The following is a 17,470-nucleotide window of genomic DNA, read 5'->3' as shown; positions in this document are numbered from 1 at the left end:
GGAAATCGCCATGAACGAGCTGCACATGTCGGAATCGCCTAGAAGCGAGGGCGCGGGCCAGGGCTGGGTCGAGGTCTGCGGGGTCGAGGACATCATCCCGAACACGGGGGTCTGCGCGCTCGTGGGGAAGCGCCAGGTCGCCGTCGTCCGGGTCGGCGAGGGCGAGGAGATCTACGCCATCAGCAACTTCGACCCGTTCAGCAAGGCGTTCGTCCTCTCCCGCGGGATCGTCGGCGACAAGGGGGGCGTCCCCAAGATCGCCTCGCCCATCTACAAGCAGAACTTCGACCTGCGCACGGGCCAGTGCCTCGACGACCCGACCGTGCGCGTCCCCGTGTATCCCACCCGGATCCGGGGCGGGCGCGTCGAGGTCCTGGACGCGGCGCAGCCGCGCGGCGTGGCGAGCTGACCCGATGGGCTTCTTGGGCAGCGCCGCGCTCCGCTTCGCGACGGGCACGCCGCCGCTGTCTCTGTGTCTCTTGGAATTCTCCGGGCTGGGCTTCCGCGCCGGGTAGACAGGGAATCTCGATGAGCGTTGCAAAGGTGTCGGACACTCACTTTCGTTTGCCCATCGTCAACTCGCCGCCGAAGATCCAGGACAGCAACAAGAACCTGCTCCAGGCGCTCCTCGCCGACCAGCAGAAGCTCACGGCGGTCGAGCGGTTCTCCAAGCTGCACGAGGAGCACGCGCTCCCGGCCCAGTCCAAGTATTACCGCGACCTCATCCCGTTCGAGAAGCCGAAGCCCGGGCAGCAGTACGCCTTCGAGGTCGATCTGGACGCCTGCACCGCGTGCAAGGCGTGCGTCACCGCGTGCCACAGCCTGAACGGCCTCGACGAGGACGAGGTGTGGCGCTCGGTCGGGCTCCTCCACGGCGGCACGCCCCAGACGCCGGCGCAGCAGAGCGTGACCACGGCGTGCCACCACTGCCTGGACCCGGCGTGCATGTCGGGCTGTCCGGTCAAGGCCTACGAGAAGGACCCGGTCACCGGCATCGTCAAGCACCTCGATGATCAGTGCATCGGCTGCCAGTACTGCATCCTGATGTGCCCCTACGACGCTCCGAAGTTCAACGCGGAGCGGGGGATCGTGCGCAAGTGCGACATGTGCAGCGACCGGCTGGCCAACGACGAGGCCCCGGCGTGCGTGCAGTCGTGCCCGAACGGCGCCATCCGCATCACGGTGGTCGATCAGGCGCAGGCCGTGCAGGAGAGCCAGACCAACGTCTTCCTGCCGGGGGCGGCGGCGCCGGAGATCACGATCCCGACGACCAGCTACAAGACGAAGAAATCGCTCCCGCGGAACATGCTCCCCGCGGACTTCTACCAGGTGAGCCGGGAGCACTCCCACCCTCCGCTCGTCGCGATGCTCGTGCTCACGCAGCTCTCGGTCGGCGCGTTCTGCGTGAGCCTCGCCCTGAACGAGCTCCTCGGCGCGCAGGCGACGCGGGGCTTCGGCGGCCACAGCGCCACCTTCGCGCTCGTCTTCGGGCTCGCCGCGCTGGGCGCGAGCCTCCTCCACCTGGGCCGGCCGCAGTTCGCGTTCCGGGCGTTCCTCGGGCTCAAGACGTCGTGGCTCAGCCGGGAGATCCTCGGGTTCTCGCTCTTCGCGGGCGCCGGGACGGCCTACGCCGCCTCGTTCTGGGTGCCCTCGATCCCGGCGCTCGCGCCGCTCTCGCCGCTCGGCCAGCTGCAGACGCCGCTGTCCTACGCGGTCGCGCTGAGCGGGATGCTCGGCGTGTTCTGCTCGGTGATGGTGTACGCGGCGACCCAGCGAGACCACTGGAGCGGCGGCCTCACGGGCTTCAAGTTCGCGAGCACGGCGGCCGTGCTCGGGAGCTCGACGGTCCTGATGGTGGCGCTGCTCCTCAGCGACGAGCACGCGGCGCTGCTCCTGACCGGCGGCTTCCGCGCGCTGAGCGGGTTCCTGTGCGTGGCGATGGGGCTCAAGCTGCTCGTGGAGCTCTCGATGTTCCGGCACCTCCGCAAGCGGAGCCACTCGACGCTCAAGCGGAGCGCGATCCTGATGACGGGGGAGCTGAAGGGCGCGACGGGCTGGCGGTTCGCCTGCGGCGCGCTCGGCGGCATCGTCCTGCCGGCGCTCAGCCTCTTCTCGGCGCCGAACAGCGGCGTCAGCTCCGAGGTCCTGATGGCCATGGCGGTCGTGGCCTTCTTGTTCTGCCTCGCGGGCGAGTTCCTCGAGCGGTACCTCTTCTTCGCCGCCGCGCCCGCGTCCAAGATGCCCGGAGGGCTCTCCTGATGACCACCCCCGACGCCAAGAAGACGGAAGCGGAGCCCAAGAAGGCGGACAACCTGCTCCTCCAGCGGAACGGGCCGCTCACGCGCGACCTCTTGCTCACCCCCGGCGAGTTCGGCCTCGGGCGGGTGCCCGCGCGGCTGAAGCCCGATCAGACGACCACGGTCGTGTGCGGCTTCTGCTCGACCGGGTGCGGGCTGAACGTCCACCTCAAGGACGGCGAGGCGATCAACCTCTCTCCGAACACCGACTATCCGGTCAACCTCGGGATGGCGTGCCCGAAGGGCTGGGAGGCGCTCACGCCGCTCCGGGCGAGCGACCGCGCCACCGCGCCGCTCCTCAGGAACGCCCGCGGGAAGCTGGAGCGGGTGGAGTGGGACGTCGCGCTGCGCACGTTCGTCGACCGGTTCAAGGCGATCCAGGAGGCGCACGGCAAGGAGTCGGTCGCCTTCATCAGCACGGGGCAGATCGTCACCGAGGAGATGGCCTTCCTCGGGGCGCTGGCGAAGTTCGGGATGGGCATGCTGCACGGGGACGGCAACACCCGGCAGTGCATGGCGACGGCGGTGGTCGCCTACAAGGAGTCGTTCGGGTTCGACGCGCCGCCCTACACGTACCGCGATTTCGAGGAGTCCGACGTCGTGGTGCTCGTCGGCTCGAACCTCTGCATCGCCCACCCGATCATGTGGGAGCGGCTGTGCAAGAACAAGAACCGTCCGGCGATCCTCGTCGTGGATCCGCGCAAGACCGAGACGGCGATGGCGGCGACAGCGCATTATGCGCTGAAGCCGAAGTCGGATCTGACGCTGTTCTACGGCATCGCGCACATCCTCATCGAGCGCGGGTGGATCGACCGGGAGTTCATCGACGCGCACACGGTCGAATTCGAGCAGTTCAAGGCGCACGTCGAGGAGTTCACCCCGGCGCGGGTCGCCGCGGCGACGGGGATCGGCGAGGAGCAGCTCGCGACGTTCGCGGAGACGATCCATAGCGGGAAGCGGGTGTCGTTCTGGTGGACCATGGGCGTCAACCAGAGCCACGAGGGCGTGCGGGTCGCGCAGTCGCTCATCAACCTCGCGCTGATGACGGGGAACATCGGGCGGCCCGGGACCGGGGCGAACTCCATCACGGGCCAGTGCAACGCGATGGGCTCGCGGATGTTCAGCAACACGACGGGCCTGTTCGCCGGCCACGACTTCACGAAGGAGGAGCACCGGAAGAAGATCGCCGGGATCCTCGGCGTCCCGGAGGAGGTCATCCCGACCCGGAACAGCCTGGCGTACGATCAGATCATCGAAGGCATCCTGAAGGGGAAGATCAAGGGCCTCTGGATCATCGCGACGAACCCGGCCCACTCGTGGATCAACCAGGAGGACCTGCACGAGCTGCTCGGCCGCCTGGAGTTCCTCGTGGTGCAGGACATGTACGCCACGACCGAGACGGCGGAGCGCGCCCACCTCGTGCTGCCGGCGGCCTCGTGGGCCGAGAAGGAGGGCACGTTCATCAACTCGGAGCGGCGCATCGGCCTCGTGAAGAAGGTCGCGCGGGCGCCGGGGCAGGCGCTGGCCGACTTCCACATCTTCCAGCTCGTCGCGCAGTACTGGGGGTGCGGCGATCTGTTCAAGGAGTGGAAGAGCCCGGAGGCGGTCTTCCAGATCCTGAAGCGGCTCTCGAAGGGGCAGCCGTGCGACATCACGGGGATCGAGGACTACGCGATGATCGACGAGCGGGGCGGCATCCAGTGGCCGTACCCCGAGGGGGCGTCGTTCGAGGCGAACGAGCGGCGGCTGTTCGAGGACGGCGCGTTCTACCGGCCGGACCAGAGGGCGAAGTTCGCGTTCCAGGCGCCGCGGCAGCTGCCGGAGCCGACCGACGAGCAGTATCCGTTCACGCTGCTCACCGGGCGAGGGAGCTCCAGCCAGTGGCACACGCAGACGCGGACCAAGAAGTCGGCGGTGCTGCAGCGGCTCTATCCGAAGGAGATCTACGCCGAGGTGAGCCCGGTCGACGCGAAGAAGCTCGGCGTCGAGATGAACGAGTGGGTGGTCATCGCGTCGCGCCGCGCGGAGATCAAGGCGCGGGCGTTCGTCACGAACTCGGTGCAGCCGGGGGAGATCTTCATCCCGATGCACTACGAGATCACGAACAAGCTGACGTTTCCGGCGTTCGATCAGTACTCGAGGCAGCCGTCGTACAAGGCGTGCGCGGTGAAGGTGCGTCGCGAGGAGGATCGCGGGTAGAGGGGTCTCGTGGATCTACCCGGCTCCCGTGGAGGGAGCTCGACGCCCGGGGGGCGGCCTCACGCGGCGCCCCCGACGCGAGACCGCGTCAGCGCGGCGTCAACCGCGGTCCAGGAAGTCCATCAGCCACTGCATGGCCGGACGCAGCCTGCCGTCCGGGTGCTGGAGGCCGGTGTTGTCCCGCCAGGTGGCGCCGACGATGTAGCCCCACAGGGTGATGCCCGGGACCGAGGGGTGATTCCAGAACATCGTGAACTGCTCCTCCATCACCCGCTTCTGCTGGTTGTCGTCCCCGAGGCCGATGTCGTACTCGGTGATGTACACGGGCTTGCCCAGAGAGGCCATCTTGTCGATGTAGCCCTTCACCGTGTTGGTGTTGATCTTGTACGCGTCGTGGGCCTGCGCGCCGAGCGCGTCGACCGGGGCGCCAGCGCCGATGACGGCCCTCGCGATCCGCATGAAGTTGTTGTGGTCGTTCTCGTATTCGATGTTGTTGTAGTCGTTGAGGATCAGGACCGCGTTCGGACAGAACTCGCGCGCCCACTTGAAGGAGTTCACGATCCAGTCCCAGCCGCTGGCGCCGTCGCCGCCGATGCCGTTCTTGTACGAGGGCGTGGTGTGGGGCGGCGGCTCGTTGACGACGTCGATGTACTTCGTCTTGGGGTAGCGCTCGCAGAACGCCTTCATCCAGTCCCGCACGGCCGCCTGCTGCTCCCCCGCGGAGAGGCGACCCACCCAGTCGGGCTGCTGGGCGCCCCACACGAAGACGTGGTGCTTGAAGATGATGTTGTTGTCCTGGGCGTACTTGTAGATCCGGTCGAGCGCGCTCCAGTCCCTGTTCCCGCGGGACCTCTCGACGGAGCCCCACTTGCCCTCGTTCTCGGGCGTGATCTGGTTCCAGTACTTGGCGAAGCCGTCGCGCACGTTGCCGTTGGTCGTGATGTTGCCGACGAACTTCCCCATGGGCTCGGGGACGCCCGTCCCGGTCGAGGTGGTGCTCGAGGCGTCCGAACCGCCGCCGCCCTCGTTCGACCCGCCGGTGCCGGCGCTGGTCGTGCTCGCGCTGGTCGTGCTCGCGCTTGTCGTGCTCGCGCCTGTCGTGCTCGCGCTGGAGGTCGTGCTGGCGCTGGTGGTGGTGCCGGTGCTGCCCGCCGCCCCCGCGCCGCCGCCGCCGCCGTCGCCACCCCCATCGCCTCCATCACCGCAGGCAGCGAGCGCCGCGATTCCGAGCGCGATCCAGGCCGAGTTGCAAAGCCATCGAGAAGAGCGGTTCTTGTTCACGTTGGACTTCCCCTTCAGTGATTGGGTAAGTTTTTGATACGCGCAGTATTTTCAGGGCAGTCGGATTAGAACGGTGCCGGTGCGCGTGCCAATCGCACCAGCGCTCGTGTGCCCGGCGCGGGTAGGGCCTGACCGCTGCGTCGGCGAGCGAGGTGTCGCGCGCGTCGGCGGCGGCCGAACGAACGGAGTCGACACCGCGACCGATCCAGAAAATTCCCGGTTCGCATAACGGCCCTGCTGAGAAAGCCTTAAGGACGATTTGAGATGTTAACGATCACAAAGACTAAGTCAACACTATTTACTTAGTCGGTGTGCCTAGTCGGTGTGCCCGGACACCGGCGACTGGTGGGGCTCCTCCGGAGCGGCGCGTCACGAGGGGGCTGCTCGGGGGGCGCGTTAGATCGGCGCGAGAGCGGCGCGGGTCAGCGGGTCATCCGAGCGCGGCGGCGCCCTCGGCGCGGCCGATCCATTTTGGTTGACATCAGCCATGTTAACGTTCACAACGGTTTCTGGTATCCTTTCGCTTCGCGCTGGGTAGACTCGCGTGCGCCCGGGCCCTTCGGCCCCGAGGGCTGCATCGACAGCGATGCATCGGCGCCCGCGCTGGGCCGGCCATCGAACCGCGTCCGAAGGGACAGCAGGAAGGGAGAATAGCATGCACCGCCAGAACCACGTGTCACGGAGGGCGCTCCTGGCCATCTTGGGCGCACTCTCCATCGGCGCCGGCTGCTCCCGCGGGGAGAGCGAGGCCGACAGCGCCGCGCCGAAGCCGGCATCCGGCACCGAGCCCGCGGGAAAGAAGCCGAAGAAGCTGTCCGAGATCGTCGTCGGCTTCTCGCAGACCGGCGCCGAGAGCTCGTGGAGGATCGCGCACAGCAAGTCGATCCAGGAGGAAGCCGAGAAGCGCGGCGTGCAGCTCCTCTTCGCCGACGGCCAGAACGTGCACAACAACCAGGTCAACGCCGTCAACGGGTTCATCACCAAGGGCGTCGACGTCATCGTCATCGCGCCGCAAGAGTCCGTGGGCTGGAAGCCGACGCTGAAGGAGGCCAAGCGCGCCGGGATCCCGGTGGTGCTCACGAGCCGGGGCGTGGACGCCGAAGAAGATCTGTACGCGACGGTGATGGTCGCGGACTTCGTCTGGGAGGGGCGCCGGGCGGGCGAGTGGCTCGCGAAGCAGACGAACGGCAAGGCGAACATCATCGAGCTGGTCGGCACGCCGGCGGCGGACGTGGCGGTGATGCGCAAGGCCGGCTTCGCCGAGGCCATCGCGAAGCACCCGGACATGAAGGTCATCGCGAGCCAGAGCGGCGACTTCACGCGCACCAAGGGCAAAGCCGTGATGGAGACGCTGCTCTCGGCCCACAAGGGGGAGATCAACGCCGTCTACGCCCACAACGACGACATGGCGCTCGGCGCGATCCAGGCGATCCAGGCGGCGGGGTTGAAGCCCGGGCAGGACATCGTGGTGGTCTCGGTCGACGCCGTGAAGCCGGCCTTCGAGGCCATGATGGAGGGGAAGCTGAACGCGACGGTCGAGTGCAACCCGCTGCACGGCCCCCTGCTCTTCGACACCATCGAGAAGATCGTGCGCGGCGAGGCGGTGCCGAAGCGCACGGTCGTCCCTGGCCAGGTCTTCGAGCGCGAGCAGGCGGCGGCGACCATCGGCTCGCGGGCCTACTGAACCCACGGAAGAGGAGCCGGCGCCGGCGCCCTGAGGCGGCGGCGCGAGCACCCCCACGCACGTGAGCCCTCTGGTCGAGCGGCCCTCACCCACGGAGTAGCAGCCGCATGCCTGGTCCGAAAGCGTTGCTCTCCGTCGAGGGCCTCAGCAAATCCTTCCCCGGCGTTCGCGCGCTGCACGACGTTCACCTCGAGGCGCACGCGGGCGAGATCCAGGCGCTGATGGGGGAGAACGGCGCCGGCAAGTCGACGCTGATCAAGCTGCTCACCGGGGTGTATCTCCCGGACGCGGGGGCCTTGCGGCTCGACGGGACGTCGATCCGGCCGACCTCCCCCCGCCACGCGGAGTCGCTGGGGATCAGCGCGGTGCACCAGGAGATCAGCCTCATCCCGCACCTCTCCATCGCGGACAACATCATGCTGGGCCGGCAGCCCCGGCGCTTCGGCCTCATCGACCAGCGCGCCGTCCGCGCGAAGGCGCGTCAGGCCCTCGCGCGCCTCTCGCTGGACCTCGACGTGTCGCGATCGGTCGCGTCGCTCTCCACCGCGCTGCAGCAGATGGTCGCGATCGCCCGCGCGCTCGCCGTCGACGCCCGGCTCCTGATCCTCGATGAGCCCACCTCCAGCCTGGACGAAGCGGAGACGGAGCGGCTCTTCGACGTGATGCAGAGGCTGAAGGCGCAGGGGCTGGCGGTGCTCTTCGTGACCCACTTCCTGGATCAGGTCTACGCCGTCAGCGACACGATCACGGTGCTCCGGAACGGCTGCCTGGTCGGGCAATACGCGAGCAGCGCGCTGCCGCGCCTCTCGCTCGTCCAGGCGATGCTCGGCGTGGAGCTCGGCGACGAGGAGAAGCCCGCGAAGGGCAGCCCCGCCGGCGAGGGAGAGGACGCGAGCGCCGCGGAGCCGGTGCTCGCCGCGCGCGGCCTCGAGCGGAAGGGGGTCGTCGGGCCGATCGATCTCGCGCTGCGGCCCGGCGAGGTGGTGGGGCTGGCGGGGCTGCTCGGCTCGGGCCGGAGCGAGACCGCGAGGATGCTCTTCGGCATCGAGCCGGCCGATCGCGGCGAGCTCGCGGTGGACCGCCGCGGGATCGAGATCAAGACGCCGCGGCGCGCGATCCGGGCGGGGCTCGCGTACTGCCCGGAAGACCGGAAGGTGGAGGGCATCGTCCCGAACCTCTCCGTGCGAGAGAACCTCGTGCTGGCCTTGCAGGCCTCCCGCGGGGCGCTGCGGGTGCTCCCGCGGAGCGAGCAGGATCGCCTGGTCCAGCACTACATCAAGGCGCTGAGCATCAAGACGCCGTCCCCGGAGACGCCCGTCAAGCTGCTCTCGGGCGGCAATCAGCAGAAGGTGCTGCTCGCGCGCTGGATGGCCATGCAGCCACGGGTCATGTTGCTCGACGAGCCCACGCGCGGCGTGGACATCGGCGCCAAGCTGGAGATCGAGGCGCTGGTGAGGTCGCTCGGCGAGAAGGGGGTCGCCACGCTCTTGATCTCGTCCGAGCTCGAGGAGATCGCGCGCAACTGCTCCAGGGTGGTGGTCCTGAGGGACCGCAAGCAGCAGGGGGAGCTCGCGGGAGCGTCGGTGACCCCTTCGTCGATCATCCAGGCCATTGCACAGCACAAGGAGGCGCCGCGCGATGCTCGAGAAGATCGCTGAAGCCGCGCGCACGAACGCGAGCCCCACGGGCGTCGGGATCATCCTCTTCACCGCCGCCGCCGGCGCCCTGCTGCTCAGGCGCGGGCGCCGCGAAGCCTGGCCCTTGCTCGGCCTCCTGGCGCTCCTCCTGTTCAATTTCTTCCTGTCCAAGAACTTCTTCTCCATCGTCGAGCGCGACGGGGCGTATTACGGGACACCCATCAACCTGCTCAACCAGGGCGCGGAGGTGATGCTCCTCGCCATCGGCCTGACCCTGGTGATCGCCGTCCGGGGCATCGACCTGTCGGTCGGCTCGGTCATGGCGCTCTCCGGCGCCACCTGCGTCATCCTGATGAAGGACGCCGGCCACGGGCCGCTCGTCGCGGCGCTCTTGTCCTTGCTGGTCGCCGGCGGCGTCGGCTTGTTCAACGGCGCGCTGGTGACGTCGCTGAACATCCAGCCCATCGTCGTGACCTTGATCAGCATGGTCGGCGTTCGCGGCGTCGCCATGCTCATCACCCGCGCCGAGCCCGTGACGCACGTGGACGCGACGTTCGCGTTCATCGGCAACGGTCACGTCGGCGGCTTGCCGTTCTCCATGCTGCTGGTAGCGGCCGTGTTCGTCGTCGCCGCGCTGCTCTGCCGGAAGACGGCGCTCGGCCTGTTCATGGAGGCGATCGGCGACAGCGAGCGCGCGAGCCGGCTCGCGGGTGTCAGCGACCGCCGCATCAAGCTCTGGCTGTACGGGTTCTCCGGCCTGTGCGCCGGCATCGCCGGGCTCGTGGCCGCCTCGTACATCTCCACGGCCGATCCCGACCGCGTGGGGCGCCTGCGGGAGCTCGACGCCATCTTCGCCGCGGTGATCGGCGGTACGGCGCTCACCGGCGGGCGCTTCTACCTGGGCGGCACGCTGATCGGAGCATTGCTCATCCAGACGCTCTCCACCACGATGTACATCCAGCACGTCCCCTCGGAGATCGAGCCGATGCCCAAGGCCGGCGTGATGCTGGTGAGCTGCCTGCTCGTCTCGGAGGAGTCGCGCCGGCGGCTCATGGCGCTGCTCGGGCTCAAGCGGGGGAAATAGCGATGCGGAGCTTGGATCGGCGAGATGTGCCGCTCGTGGCGACTGCGGTCCTCCTGGTCGCGCTCTACGCGGGGGTGCTGGTCGGTTACGAGTCGGCGCGCAGCCTGCGCTTCCTGGTCGACCTGATCAAGGGGAACGCGGCGATGGGCATCTGCGCGGTGGGCATGACGTTCGTCATCCTGTCGGGGGGCATCGATCTCTCGGTCGGGTCCGTCGTCGCGCTGACGACGGTCGTCGTGGGCACGCTGATAACAGGCGGTTGTCATCCGCTGCTCGCGTTCTGTGTCGGCCTCGCGGTGGCGGTCTCGCTCGGCGCGGCCACGGGGTACCTGATCCACGAGTTCTCGTTGCCCCCGTTCCTGGTGACGCTCGCGGGCATGTTCTTCGCGCGCGGCGCGGCGTTCCTCGTCAGCATGCAGCCCATCGCCGTCGATCATCCCGCGCTCGACTGGATCGTCGATGAGCTCGGCTTCACGGCGATGATCCCGGGCCTCGGCCGGACCTGGGTCCCGGCGACGGCGCTCCTGTTCTTGATCGTCCTCGCGCTCGGCGTGGTCCTTCACCGCAGCACGAGCTTCGGCCGGAACGTCCTGGCCATGGGCGGGGACAGGCAGGCCGCGCTGCTCATGGGGGTGCCGCTGGGCGCCACGACGGTGGCCCTGTACGCGCTCAGCGGTCTGTGCGCGGGCCTCGGCGGGGTCACCACGGCGCTGATCGACAGCGCGGGGAAGCCGAACATCGGCGCCGGGCTGGAGCTCGAGGCCATCGCCTCGGTGGTGATCGGCGGGACGCTGCTGACCGGGGGTGCTGGCAGCGTCGTCGGCACCGCGATGGGCGTGATGATCACGGGCATCGTGCGGGCGGTGATCAACCTGGATGGGCGGCTGCCGTCGCCGTGGCACCACATCAGCATCGGGCTGCTGCTGCTCGGCTTCATCGTCATGCAGCAGCTCCTGATCCGCTCGGCCCCCGCGGCCAGGGGTGGCGAAGCGCGGTCTCATCGATGATGCAGGAGAGCGAGGAGCGATAGAATGGGCGAGACGAAGCGAATCCTTGTCGCCGGGGCGACGGGCAAGGTCGGCCAGACGTTCATCCGCAGGTTCCTGTCCGACCCCGGGTTCGAGGGATGGAAGGTCCGCGCGCTGTGCCATAACCGCATGCTGCAGCCGACGGCGCGCATGGAGGTGGTGCGCGGGTCCATCGAGAGCAGGGCCGTGGTCGACGAGGCCGTGGAGGGCGTGACCCACGTGCTGCACCTGGCGACCTGCAAGGAGACCCCCGAGAGCATCATGGACGTGGCCATCAAGGGCATGTTCTGGCTGCTCGAGGCGTGCCGCGTCAGCCCCACGTTCGAGCAGTTCATCCTGATCGGGGGCGACGCCGGGATGGGCCACTTCTTTTACCCGCACCCCGTCCCGGTCACGGAGGCGCAGAAGCACAGCGCCTACCCGGGCTGTTACGCCCTGTCCAAGGTGCTCGAGGAGGTCATGCTCGAGCAGTACTACATCCAGTATGGTCTGAACGGATGCTGCCTGCGCGCGCCGTGGATCATGGAGAAGGACGACTTCAAGGCGCAGCTCTCCTTCGGTGACGACGTGTTCGGAGGGCCGAGGTGGCGCGATCTGGTCGGCGCCCAGGCGGCAGAGGGCTACGTCCGCTCGGGCGCCGTCCCCGTGATGCTCGACCCTGACGGCGCGCCGGTGAAGCGCAACTTCGTGCATGTGGAGGACCTGGTCGCCGCGATCCTCAAGGCCATCGACCACGAGAAGGCTCGCCAGCAGACCTTCAACATCTGCATGGATGAGCCGGTGGATTACGGTGAGCTGGCGCGTTACCTGGAGGCCACGCGGGGCCTGCCGAGCGTGAGGGTGAAGACGCCGTACCGCTCGACCTGGCTGGACAACACAAAGGCGAAGTTCCTGCTCGGCTGGCGGCCGCAGTACGACCTGGCGCGGCTCACGGACGCCGCCTTCGACCACGTGCGCGCGCCCGAGGACCCGCGGATCACCTGGTATCCCGGTTGACGAGCCCCGCGGCCGGGCCGGTGGTGCTCAAAGTTGCCCGGAGATAGTTCACATGAAGGCGAGAAGATCATTGATCTTTTCTTCCCGCCTTCCCGCCTTCATGTTCAATTTTGAGCACTGCCGCCGAGCCGAGGCTTCGCGCCGTGCGCTCGCCAGCGGCCGCGGCGCCGTAGCGCGCTGTCACGAGGCGGGCTCTCCCACCAGCACCGTCGCCTGGCGCCCCGGCGTTCGCCCGTAGGCCTCGACGACGGCCCGGCCCACCTGTGCCGCGCAGCCGCGCTTCACCAGGGCCACGATCGAGCCGCCGAAGCCGCCGCCGGTCAGCCGGGCGCCGAAGACGTCCGGCTGCGCCCGCGCGCTCTCCACCAGCGCGTCGACCGCCGGCACCGACACCTCGAAATCGTCGCGCATCGACCGGTGCGACGCGTCGAAGAGCTCGCCCAAACGGCCGAGATCCCCGGCGCGGAGGGCGGCCACGGCGGCGAGCACCCGGGCGTTCTCGGTCACCACGTGGCGCGCGCGCCGGTCGAGCGGCGCCGGCAGCGACGCGATGCGCTGCTCGGCGGCCGCATCGACGTCCCGGAGCTGCGGCACGCCGAGCAGGGCCGCGGCGCGCTCGCACTCCGCGCGCCGCGTCTTGTAGTCGCCGCTCGCGTGCTGGTGCGCCACCCCCGAGTTCACGACGAGCAGCTCGGCCTCGGCGGGCAGCGGGATGCGCTCGAACGCGAGCGTCCTCGTGTCGATGAACAGCGCCGTGTGCTCGTCGGCGAGGCTCGCGGCCATCTGATCCATGTTCCCGACGGGCGCGCCCACGAAGTCGTGCTCCGCCGCGTGGGCGATGCGGGCGATCTCCACGTCGTCGATGGAGAGGTCGAGCATCTGCCGCAGGGCGCGGGCGAGCGCGACGAGCAGCGAGGCGCTCGACGACAGGCCGCTGCCGAGCGGCACCGACGACTCTATCCTCGCGTCGAAGCCCGAGATCGACACGCCCCGGCCGCGGAGGACGGCGGTGATGCCCTGCACGTAGTCGAGCCACAGGCCGCCGCGCGACTCCTCGCCGACGCGGAACCAGCGCTGGCCGCCGCGGTTCACGCTCGTGGTGGCGACCTGGACGAGCCCGTCGCCCCGCGGCGCCATCTCGATACGCGTCTTCTGCGGGATCGCCGTCGGCAGCACGTACCCGCCGCTGTAATCGGTGTGCTCGCCGATGAGGTTCACGCGCCCCGGCGCCTCGGCCACGACCTTCGCCGGGCGGCCGAAGGCGGCCTCGAAGCTTTGCTCCTTCATCGTCATCGCGGCGCTCCCGTGTTCACGCGGAGAAGGAAACCCAAACGTATCCGGGACGTCAAGCTTCGACCGCCAGACGTGCCCGGATCGATAGAACATTCTTATTCTACGCGATCTACCGATCTCCAGGCCCCCGCGGCCGCATTCGTGTGCTGACACCACCCTCGTGGGCTCACCTCATCGCTCATCGCCAGGGAGCCGCCCAGGCTCGTCGGGCGGACGAACGGATCGATGTTGACATCTTGAATGTTAACGTTAACATATAGCTCTCGTACTTCGGCTTTGCCCTGAGGGGATTGTCATGCGTACCGGCATCATCGCCGTCGGGATCGGGTCCGCCGCCGGTTCCGAAAGGCTCCACCTGAGCGCGCTCACGAGCATCAGGACCACCGTCGCCAGGTTGTGCCTGATGACGGTGCTCTCGCCGCTCGCGGCGTGCGCGTCGTCCTCCTCGACCACCGCCCCGCCGCCCGAGAGCGCGGACGACACGAGCAGAGCGGCGGCCCCGCTCACCGCGCCGGCGCAGCAGCGCGGCCCGATCCTCGACACGCACATCCATCTCTACCAGGTCACGCGGCCAGGCGGCGTCGTTTGGCCGGAAGCCAAGCAGAAGCCGATCTACCGCGACGTGCTGCCCGACGAATACCAGGCCATCGCGATGCAGAACGGCATCGTCGGCACCGGCGTCGTCGAGGCCAGCCCCGTCGTCGAGGACAACTTCAAGGTCCTCGAGATGATGAAGGGCAACGGCTTCTTCAAGTTCCTCGTCGCGCAGCTCGAGATCGGCTCGCCGACCTTCAGCGCCGATCTGGCCCGCCTCGCCGCGGACCCGCGCGTGGTCGGCATTCGCGGCTTCCTCTGGAGCCCGAAGCTGACGCTCGACGAGAAGCAGCTCGCCTCGCTGGAGGAGCTCGCGGCCAAGGGCATGACGCTCGACATCATCAGCCGCGGCGCCTTGAACCCGAAGGACAAGGTCGAGGCGCTCGCGACCGCGGTGCCCAAGCTCCGCATCATCATCGACCACCTGGCGGGCGCGAAGGGCGCGACGCCGGATCCGGCCTGGGTCGACGCGATGCAGCGGCTGGCCAAGCACCCGAACATCTACATCAAATTCTCGTCGTTCTTCGACATGTACAATCCGGCCGCCACCGAGGACGATCCCTGGAGCGCGCCGACCGACCTCGCGGCGTACAAGGCGCACTTCGACGTGCTGATGAACGCCTTCGGCGAAGACCGGCTGATCTGGGGCAGCAACTGGCCCGTGGTCGACATGGGCGGCAGCCTGGCGTCGGAGATCGCGATCGCCGAGGTTTACCTCAAGGAGCTCGGTCAGGGAGTGCGCGACAAGGTCATGTACACGAACGCGCAGAAGTTCTATGCGCGCCGGCCCTGAACAGCGGCGTCCCGAGCGCCACGGCGGTGGCGGCGGCCGCCGCCCCGGTCACGGGTCGTAGAGCGACGCCGCGTCGCTGCGGATCCGGCCGTTCGACGCGGCCATGTACTTTTCTCGCCGAACGAAGCGGCCCGGCGTCGGAGCGCGCCGTGAGAGCCGCGAGTGAACGAGGTCGCTCCGCGAGGTGATGACAGCATGAAAGCCCTGACGATCACCGGCCCGTCGGTCGCACAGGTGACCCAGATCAGCGAGCCCAGGCCGGCGCACGATCAAGTGTTGGTCCGCGTGCAGCGGGTCGGCCTGTGCGGCTCCGACCTGAACACGTTCCTGGGAAAGAACCCGATGGTCACGTACCCCCGGGTGCTGGGTCACGAGGTGGCCGGCACGATCGTGGAGCTCGGCTCCGGCGTCGAGGCGGACTGGCGCGTCGGCGCCGACGTCACGTTCACGCCGTACACGGCGTGCGGCGTGTGCCCCTCGTGCTCCGCGGGGCGGCGCAACGCCTGCCGGAACAACAAGACCATGGGCGTTCAGCGCGACGGCGCGCTCACCGAGCTCGTGGCCGTGCCGTACCAGAAGCTGTTCACGTCACGGAGGCTGAGCCTCACCGAGCTCGCGCTCGTCGAGCCGTTCTCCGTCGGCTTTCACGCGGCGGCGCGGGGGCGCGTCGAGGCCGAGGAGACCGTCCTCGTGATGGGCTGCGGCGGCGTGGGGCTCGGCGCCATCGCCGGCGCGGTGAGCCGCGGCGCGCGCGTGATCGCGTTCGACACGCAGGAGGAGAAGCTCGGGCTCGCCAGGGCGCTCGGCGCGCGTGAGGCGGTGCAGGCGAACGCCGACGCGCGCGAGCGCGTCATGGACCTGACGAACGGCGACGGCCCGGACGTCGTGATCGAGGCCGTGGGCGCGGTCGCGACGTACCGCGACGCCGTGGAGTGGGTGAAGTTCTGCGGTCGCGTCGTGTACATCGGGTACGGCAAAGAGCCGGTGAGCTACGAGACCAAGCTGTTCGTGATGAAGGAGCTCGACATCCTCGGGTCGCGCAACTGCATGGGCGAGTTCTCGGACGTGATCGCCTTCTTCGAGCGGCGCACGTTCGACCCGAACCTCCTGATCTCGAAGACGATCCCCATCGAAGGCGTGCCCGAGGCGCTCGCCGACTGGGCAGCCTACCCCGGTCGAACGGCCAAGATCATGGTCGGCCTGTCGTGAGCGCGCGCGGCTCGGCGCGTTCCCCGAGCGGATTTCGGACGACGACGGTCCGAACGCCTCCGCTCGAGGACGAGCAGCGACTTTTAACATCCCCTCATCGTGAGCCGCCGGAGGGCTGACATGGGCAATCCGATCCTTCAATTCGGCACGAGCCGGTTCCTCCAGGCTCATGCGGACCTCTTCATCTCGGAGGCGCTCGGCGCCGGCGACGCGCTCGGGACGGTCACGGTGGTGCAGACCACGTCGAACCCCGAGAGCCGCGCGCGCGTCGACGCGCTGCGCGCGCGGGCGCGCTACCCCGTGCGGATCCGCGGGCTGCGCCGCGATGAGGTCGTCGATACGACGATCGAGTGCAGCTCGATCACGGAGGCGCTCGACGCGAACACCGACTGGCCGCTCGTGCTCGAGCGCTTCGCGCGCGACGCGCGCGTCGTGCTCTCGAACACGAGCGACAGCGGATACGCCTGTTTCCACGAGGACACGGAGGCGTCGCTCGCGCCCGGCGCTCGCGCGCCGCGCGGGTTCGCCGCGAAGCTCGTCGTCCTGCTGCGCGCGCGCTTCGAGGCGGGCGCCGCGCCGCTCACGCTGCTGCCTTGCGAGCTCGTGTCGAACAACGGCGACACGCTGCGCGCGCTGGTCGTCGGCGTCGCGCGCCGGTGGGGCGCCGACGCCGCCTTCCTGCGCTATATCAAGCACACGTGCATCTGGGTGAACTCGCTCGTCGACCGGATCGTCTCCGAGCCGATCCGCCCCGTCGGCGCGATCGCCGAGCCCTACGCGCTCTGGGCGATCGAGCGGCGCGAGGGCATGGTGCTGCCGTGCCAGCATGAGGCGATGATCGTGACGGACGACCTGCCCCATTACGAACGCCTGAAGCTGCTGCTCTTGAACCTCGGGCACACCTACCTCGCCGAGCGCTGGCAGACGGACGGGCGCCCCGCCGACGAGAACACGCGCAGCGCGATGCGCGATCGGGCCCTGCGCGCCGACCTCGAGGCGCTGTGGCGCGACGAGGTGCTGCCCGTCTTCGACGCGCTCGGCAAGAGCGCCGCCGCGCGCGCGTACCTCGACGAGGTGCGCGATCGCTTCGAGAACCCGTTCCTCGATCACCGGCTGTCCGAAATCTCGAAGAACCACGGCGAGAAGAAGCGGCGGCGCTTCGCCCCCGTGATCGATCTCGCGCGCGAGCTCGACTTGAAGATCGAGCAGCCCCGGCTGCACCGGTCGCTCCGCGCGAGCGTGCCCGCATGAGCCCGTGAGGCTGCCGCAGGCGAGCTCGCGCGGCAGGCCGACCGCGCGCGCCGCCGCCCTCGCGACGCGGAGGGCCCCACGAGCCCGGCGCCGTTGCCGTGGGTCCGCGCGCGCGCAACGTACC

At 69.0% G+C, this 17,470-nt stretch carries 14 protein-coding genes; 12 read left to right on the top strand and 2 right to left on the bottom strand.

What is annotated here, in order from left to right:
• Window positions 1–25: 25 nt before the first annotated feature.
• The 3 genes from nirD (at window position 26) to WMF26_RS47845 (ending at window position 4,496) form a co-directional block, all read left to right on the top strand.
• On the top strand, window positions 26–409 hold the full coding sequence (nirD, locus tag WMF26_RS47855; protein ID WP_437952746.1) for a nitrite reductase small subunit NirD: 384 nt from the start codon (window positions 26–28) through the stop codon (window positions 407–409).
• A gap of 134 nt (window positions 410–543) precedes the next feature.
• Window positions 544–2,259 carry a DmsC/YnfH family molybdoenzyme membrane anchor subunit gene (locus tag WMF26_RS47850; protein ID WP_437952745.1) on the top strand — a complete coding sequence of 572 codons (1,716 nt, stop codon included), beginning with the start codon at window positions 544–546 and terminating at the stop codon, window positions 2,257–2,259.
• Window positions 2,259–4,496, top strand: a complete 2,238-nt coding sequence (locus WMF26_RS47845; protein ID WP_437998144.1) for a molybdopterin oxidoreductase family protein — start codon at window positions 2,259–2,261, stop codon at window positions 4,494–4,496. Before WMF26_RS47850 ends, WMF26_RS47845 begins: the two co-directional genes overlap by 1 nt.
• A 99-nt stretch (window positions 4,497–4,595) precedes the next feature.
• Here WMF26_RS47845 and WMF26_RS47840 read toward each other — a convergent pair whose 3' ends face one another.
• Window positions 4,596–5,459, bottom strand: coding sequence for an endo-1,4-beta-xylanase (locus WMF26_RS47840; RefSeq protein WP_437998143.1), 864 nt, complete (start codon window positions 5,457–5,459; stop codon window positions 4,596–4,598).
• Here WMF26_RS47840 and WMF26_RS47835 point away from each other — a divergent pair.
• The 6 genes from WMF26_RS47835 to WMF26_RS47810 all read left to right on the top strand — a co-directional run bounded on the left by WMF26_RS47835 (window position 5,458) and on the right by WMF26_RS47810 (window position 12,206).
• Window positions 5,458–5,814 (top strand): hypothetical protein, encoded by a 357-nt coding sequence (locus WMF26_RS47835; RefSeq protein ID WP_437316569.1) that lies wholly within the window; start codon window positions 5,458–5,460, stop codon window positions 5,812–5,814. The two genes, WMF26_RS47840 and WMF26_RS47835, sit on opposite strands and share 2 nt — an antisense overlap.
• Window positions 5,815–6,432: 618 nt before the next feature.
• Window positions 6,433–7,461 carry an ABC transporter substrate-binding protein gene (locus WMF26_RS47830; protein WP_437998142.1) on the top strand — a complete coding sequence of 343 codons (1,029 nt, stop codon included), beginning with the start codon at window positions 6,433–6,435 and terminating at the stop codon, window positions 7,459–7,461.
• A gap of 107 nt (window positions 7,462–7,568) precedes the next feature.
• The gene (locus tag WMF26_RS47825; protein WP_437998141.1) at window positions 7,569–9,119 is read left to right on the top strand and encodes a sugar ABC transporter ATP-binding protein; all 1,551 of its coding nucleotides are present in this window, start codon (window positions 7,569–7,571) and stop codon (window positions 9,117–9,119) included.
• Window positions 9,100–10,182 carry an ABC transporter permease gene (locus WMF26_RS47820; protein ID WP_437998140.1) on the top strand — a complete coding sequence of 361 codons (1,083 nt, stop codon included), beginning with the start codon at window positions 9,100–9,102 and terminating at the stop codon, window positions 10,180–10,182. The genes WMF26_RS47825 and WMF26_RS47820 overlap by 20 nt, the downstream gene beginning before the upstream one ends.
• A gap of 35 nt (window positions 10,183–10,217) precedes the next feature.
• On the top strand, window positions 10,218–11,189 hold the full coding sequence (locus tag WMF26_RS47815) for an ABC transporter permease subunit (protein ID WP_437334639.1): 972 nt from the start codon (window positions 10,218–10,220) through the stop codon (window positions 11,187–11,189).
• 24 nt (window positions 11,190–11,213) lie between these two features.
• Entirely contained in the window at window positions 11,214–12,206 is a 993-nt protein-coding gene (locus WMF26_RS47810; RefSeq protein ID WP_437952741.1) for an NAD-dependent epimerase/dehydratase family protein, read from the top strand.
• Window positions 12,207–12,386: 180 nt separating this feature from the next.
• Here WMF26_RS47810 and galK read toward each other — a convergent pair whose 3' ends face one another.
• Window positions 12,387–13,499 (bottom strand): galactokinase, encoded by a 1,113-nt coding sequence (gene galK, locus WMF26_RS47805; protein ID WP_437998139.1) that lies wholly within the window; start codon window positions 13,497–13,499, stop codon window positions 12,387–12,389.
• A 295-nt stretch (window positions 13,500–13,794) separates the two neighbouring features.
• On the opposite strand from galK, the gene WMF26_RS47800 reads away from it, so the two are divergent.
• The 3 genes from WMF26_RS47800 (at window position 13,795) to WMF26_RS47790 (ending at window position 17,346) form a co-directional block, all read left to right on the top strand.
• The gene (locus WMF26_RS47800) at window positions 13,795–14,886 is read left to right on the top strand and encodes an amidohydrolase family protein (RefSeq protein WP_437998138.1); all 1,092 of its coding nucleotides are present in this window, start codon (window positions 13,795–13,797) and stop codon (window positions 14,884–14,886) included.
• 195 nt (window positions 14,887–15,081) lie between these two features.
• Complete coding sequence (locus tag WMF26_RS47795; protein ID WP_061628578.1) at window positions 15,082–16,095, top strand: zinc-binding alcohol dehydrogenase family protein; 1,014 nt, start codon at window positions 15,082–15,084, stop codon at window positions 16,093–16,095.
• A 120-nt stretch (window positions 16,096–16,215) separates the two neighbouring features.
• Entirely contained in the window at window positions 16,216–17,346 is a 1,131-nt protein-coding gene (locus tag WMF26_RS47790; RefSeq protein ID WP_437998137.1) for a mannitol dehydrogenase family protein, read from the top strand.
• The last annotated feature ends 124 nt before the right edge of the window (window positions 17,347–17,470 follow it).

Source organism: Sorangium sp. So ce185 (genome assembly GCF_051526825.1).
GTDB classification, from domain to species: domain Bacteria; phylum Myxococcota_A; class Polyangia; order Polyangiales; family Polyangiaceae; genus Sorangium; species Sorangium cellulosum_D.
This window is presented reverse-complemented; position numbering and strand designations above follow the sequence as displayed.